The organism is Moorena sp. SIO3B2 (genome assembly GCF_010692525.1).
Taxonomy (GTDB): Bacteria; Cyanobacteriota; Cyanobacteriia; order Cyanobacteriales; family Coleofasciculaceae; genus Moorena; species Moorena producens.
The window spans coordinates 1-4,215 of sequence record NZ_JAAHHE010000459.1 but is presented as its reverse complement, the minus strand read 5'-3'; the positions used below and the strand labels follow the sequence as shown (position 1 = coordinate 4,215).

Here is a 4,215-nt window from a genome sequence, read left to right as displayed (position 1 = left end):
TCACTGACAACTTAGAACCTTTTGAATTTGAAGCGGAAGTTCCCATCATTGTTTTTGAAGAGGAGCCAGAGGAGGATGAAGAGAAATTACAACAGTGGACATTTGAAACCCCTACTGTTAACCATCAGGGAAAAATCATTAAAACCACAACCTACATCGGCTCTTACTTCACCGAAACCCTAACCGATAATGTCGGACTGGAAATGGTGGCTATCCCTGGAGGAACCTTTACAATGGGTTCCCCTGAAAGCGAAAAAGATAGCCGTAGTCGTGAACGTCCCCAACATAATGTCACACTCCAACCCTTCTTTATGGGGAAATATCCCGTCACCCAAGCCCAATGGAAAGCGATCGCATTAATGACAGACTTGAAAGTAGAAATAGACTTAGATCCAGACCCCTCACGCTTTAAAGGGGATAACCGCCCCATTGAAAGGATCAACTGGTATGAAGCAGTAGAGTTCTGTGACCGGCTTTCTCAGCTAACCGGAAGGGAGTATAGACTGCCTTCCGAAGCCCAATGGGAATATGCTTGTCGAGGGGTTAGAGAACCTCTCAACCTCGAAAACGGAGAATCCTATCCCCCATTCTACTGTGGAGAGACGATTACCGGACAGTTAGCCAATTACAACGCCTCAAGAACTTATTGGTATAAACCACGAGGAGAAAGAAGCAAGGGAACTACCCCTGTGGGTGAATTTCTTCCTAATCCCTTTGGCTTATATGATATGCACGGGAATGTTTGGGAATGGTGTTTAGATGATTGGCATAATAACTACAAAGATGCGCCCACAGATGGCAGTGCTTGGATTGATAATAATGAACCGGAAAATGTCAATTCTAAAAATAAGTCATATTCAGCGAAAAATGAGGATAATATCTCGTATTCTGTCCTGCGTGGCGGCTCTTGGAACTACAATCCTAATCTCTGCCGTTCTGCGTTTCGCTACTTCAGCCTTGGGCGCGACTACCGCGACTACATTAATGGTTTTCGTGTATTGTGCGCTGGATGAAGTCAGAAGTTTTTATGAAGTCAGAAGTTTTTATGAAGTCAGAAGTTTTTATGAAGTCAGAAGTTTGAAGTCAGAAGTCAGAAGTTTGAAGAAATCCTTTGAGTTATCAACAAGTCTCCATTCAGGACAGAACAAAGAAGTTTGCGGTTAGAATAGTCAAAGCTTGGGTTTGGTTGCTGTTACACTATACGACTTCTTTCGTTCACCATGAAGACTTGGTCTTCCCATTTTATTTATAGTTTTATCTGGCATTTACTTGCTCCATTACTTATTGGGGTATACAATTAAGATAACACAGCATGCATGTCGAGAAAAATGTACGGTTGCCAGCAGCACAGAATAACTACAAGTCCCGAGAATAGAGCGGTTATAGAATTTATTTGTTCGGAAGCTAATAAGCTAACTAACTGTGGTATATATTATTGCCGTCAAATATTGTTTAAAGCAGGAAAGTATCTGAAGAATGCTGAGCTAGACAAGATACTTAAGACCAATATCCATTTCAAGGCTATGAGGTCTGCTTGTGCGCAACAAACACTGCACGGAGTTATTGAATCTTTTAAATCCTACAAAGCTTTAAGTAAGTTGTACGAAAAAGGCCAGCTACCTGATAAGCCTAGAGTCCCAAAGTACCGTAAAAAGGTAGGTATGGCCGTAGTCAGCTATCCTGCTCGGTGGGTAAAACTGGTAAAGGGTCAGCTGAAGTTCCCTTTGGGTAAACAGGTCAAAGCCTGGTTCGGGATTGACCATTTCCTTCTTCCGATGCCATCTAATCTTGACTACAAATCAATAAGAGAGTTTCGATTTGTTCCCAGGAATGGCTGTTTTTATTTGGAATTCGTTTATAAACAACCAGACATTGAACCAATAGCATCGACCAATGACGTTTTAGGAATTGATCCAGGACTCAATAACTGGTTGACTTGTGTTTCAACCACTGGGAAGTCATTCATTATTGATGGCAGAAAGGTAAAATCCCAAAACCAGTGGTACAACAAGCAGGTAGGAAAAATAAAGAAAGGCAAAACTCAAGGTTACTGGGATGAGCGCCTGGCTTTATTGACTGAGAAGCGCAATAGGCAAATGCGTGACAATATCAACAAAGTCGCCAGGTTTATTGTCAATTGGTGCATAAGACATAAAGTTAGCACCGTTGTTTTTGGTTGGAATCGACGAAATAAAGACAGCATTAATATTGGGAATAAAACTAATCAAGAGTTTGTTCAGATTCCCACAGCTAAGCTAAAAAATCGGATTGAACAACTATGTATTAAACACGGCATTAAATTCGTTGAGACTGAGGAGAGCTACACCAGTAAAGCTAGTTTTCTAGATGATGATTTTCTACCTACGTTCGGCGAGAAACCTGAAGGGTGGAAGGCTTCCGGAAAGCGAGTAAGGCGTGGTTTGTATCGGTCAGGTAATAACGAATTAATCAACGCAGATTGCAACGGGGCTTGTAACATCCTTAGGAAAGTAGCGACACAGCTAGGGTTTCCCCTAGCCGAGGTCGGTAGAGCAGTCTTGAACCTGCCACAACGATACCGATTAGATTCACTGTCTAGATCCTATCGTGAAGCGTCACGCAGAGGTGCGACCCATGGCGAATTTAATTCGCCTATGGAAAGCGCACCTTAGCGGTTTTAACCCGCGAAATGACATCAGCTTAGAATCCACGTTTTTCAAAGCGTGGAGAGTTCAAAACACCAGTAGGCTATTTTCAAGTCGTCAACTCTTTTGGACTTAGTGATATGCACGGGAACGTTTGGGAATGGTGCGCTGATGATTGGCATGATAACTACAAAGGTGCGCCCACAGATGGAAGTGCTTGGATTGATAAGAATGAAGAGGAAAATGTCAATGGTGAAAATAAGTCATATTCAGCTAAAAATGATGAAAAAAGTCCATATTCATTGCTGCGGGGCGGCTCCTGGAACAACTATCCTAATGACTGCCGTTCTGCGATTCGCGGCAACTACGATAGGCGCGACATCCGCGACGACGATATTGGTTTTCGTGTATTGTGCGCCGGGATGAAGTCAGAAGTTTGAAGTTTGAAGTTTGTTCGCGTAGCGTGGCCAAAGGCCAAGTTTGAAGTTTGTTCGCGTAGCGTGGCCAAAGGCCAAGTTTGAAGTCAGATGATTTAAAGTGAATAAAATACTTATAGCGTTTATCATAGCTATGAGGTACACATTATTTTTTTCATCTTGCCTCTTTGCTGCTCCCTGCTCTCTGCTCCCTAAAACGCAGATCTGGGAACAGCGAATCTGGTAACAGTTTCTGATTTACTCCTGTTCATCATCATCTGGCAATTTTTCCATCTCCTGAGCAATTAGCGTCTGAAATTCCTCGCCACAATGAACATTCAAATGAATTGCAGCAGCCAGCAATTCTGCCAAAATTTCCGCTTGCTGTCTAGAACTAAGGTGAGGTGACTGAAGCTGATTAATTAAAGCGGTAACTGTTTGGCATTCTGCTCCTAACTCTGTAATTAATGTTTTCAGAGTATTGCTATTAATAGGAAGGGAGCGATCGCGAATCTGCATAATTATTTCCCCAATCGTTTTAGTGCTTGCTGAATGCCCTTCTCAAAGGCACGAATCTCAGTTTCCCAATGCCTTATTAAACCTTGATCGGGAAAGTCCTTTTCATACTCTAGTTTAATCTTTTCTTGGTGTTCAGCAATGCGCTGATTCAAGCTACGAATTGCCTTTTTGTGGTTTTTCTTTCCCATAAAGTTTATAGATGCACCCACAGACTTACACCAGTATCTTATCGGGATGGTGTCTTCACCACCTTTATATTTTACCTACCCATACTTTTTATCTTGTAGGGTGAATGAATCGGTAGATCTCATTTTTGCGGTTTGACCTGCTGGTGCGTTACGGGGCGGGCTATTTCAACCAGGCGCGAAGAGGCTTAAAATTAGGGCAAGCCCGCCCCTAACGCACCCTACGCAACTCCCTGTTCCCGATTCCCGATTCCCGATTCCCGATTCCCGATTCCCGTTATATAAAAACAAAAAAGCGCCCCCCAAACGGAGAGCGCTTCTTTCAAACTTAGCCAATTAAGCCCAGTTTAGATTAGCCGTTGATAACTGGAGCAGTTAAAGCAACAGGAGTAGCTTCACCAGCAGCTAGGTCTAGAGGGAAGTTGTGAGCGTTACGCTCGTGCATTACCTCGAAACCTAGGTTAGCCCGGT

General features: G+C 43.0%; 5 protein-coding genes and 2 pseudogenes. 3 read left to right on the top strand and 4 right to left on the bottom strand.

Annotated features, from left to right (window positions below; all coding sequences use genetic code 11):
* The 3 genes and pseudogenes from F6K38_RS36145 to F6K38_RS36135 all read left to right on the top strand — a co-directional run.
* The coding region (locus F6K38_RS36145; protein WP_353737256.1) for a formylglycine-generating enzyme family protein at positions 1-1,013 on the top strand (1,013 nt) is incomplete at its 5' end.
* A gap of 315 nt (positions 1,014-1,328) precedes the next feature.
* Complete coding sequence (locus F6K38_RS36140) at positions 1,329-2,651, top strand: RNA-guided endonuclease TnpB family protein (protein WP_287359855.1); 1,323 nt, start codon at positions 1,329-1,331, stop codon at positions 2,649-2,651.
* Between the two features lie 62 nt (positions 2,652-2,713).
* A pseudogene (locus F6K38_RS36135) lies at positions 2,714-3,064 on the top strand (formylglycine-generating enzyme family protein); the annotation flags it as partial.
* On the opposite strand, the gene F6K38_RS36130 reads toward F6K38_RS36135, so the two are convergent.
* The 4 genes and pseudogenes from F6K38_RS36130 to F6K38_RS36115 form a co-directional block, all read right to left on the bottom strand.
* Complete coding sequence (locus F6K38_RS36130) at positions 3,053-3,190, bottom strand: hypothetical protein (protein ID WP_287359853.1); 138 nt, start codon at positions 3,188-3,190, stop codon at positions 3,053-3,055. The pseudogene F6K38_RS36135 and the gene F6K38_RS36130 sit on opposite strands and share 12 nt — an antisense overlap.
* A 108-nt stretch (positions 3,191-3,298) precedes the next feature.
* Entirely contained in the window at positions 3,299-3,559 is a 261-nt protein-coding gene (locus F6K38_RS36125) for a hypothetical protein (protein WP_287264734.1), read from the bottom strand.
* Positions 3,560-3,561: 2 nt separating this feature from the next.
* Entirely contained in the window at positions 3,562-3,747 is a 186-nt protein-coding gene (locus tag F6K38_RS36120; protein ID WP_008185541.1) for a hypothetical protein, read from the bottom strand.
* Positions 3,748-4,096: 349 nt separating this feature from the next.
* Positions 4,097-4,215: pseudogene (locus F6K38_RS36115) on the bottom strand (photosystem II q(b) protein); the annotation flags it as partial.

What these genes read in the sequence shown, in the direction of transcription:
- F6K38_RS36140 (WP_287359855.1), top strand. Translation starts at nt 1,329, where the DNA reads ATGTACGGTTGCCAGCAGCACAGAATAACTACAAGTCCCGAGAATAGA.
- F6K38_RS36130 (WP_287359853.1), bottom strand. Translation starts at nt 3,190, where the DNA reads ATGATAAACGCTATAAGTATTTTATTCACTTTAAATCATCTGACTTCA.
- F6K38_RS36125 (WP_287264734.1), bottom strand. Translation starts at nt 3,559, where the DNA reads ATGCAGATTCGCGATCGCTCCCTTCCTATTAATAGCAATACTCTGAAA.
- F6K38_RS36120 (WP_008185541.1), bottom strand. Translation starts at nt 3,747, where the DNA reads ATGGGAAAGAAAAACCACAAAAAGGCAATTCGTAGCTTGAATCAGCGC.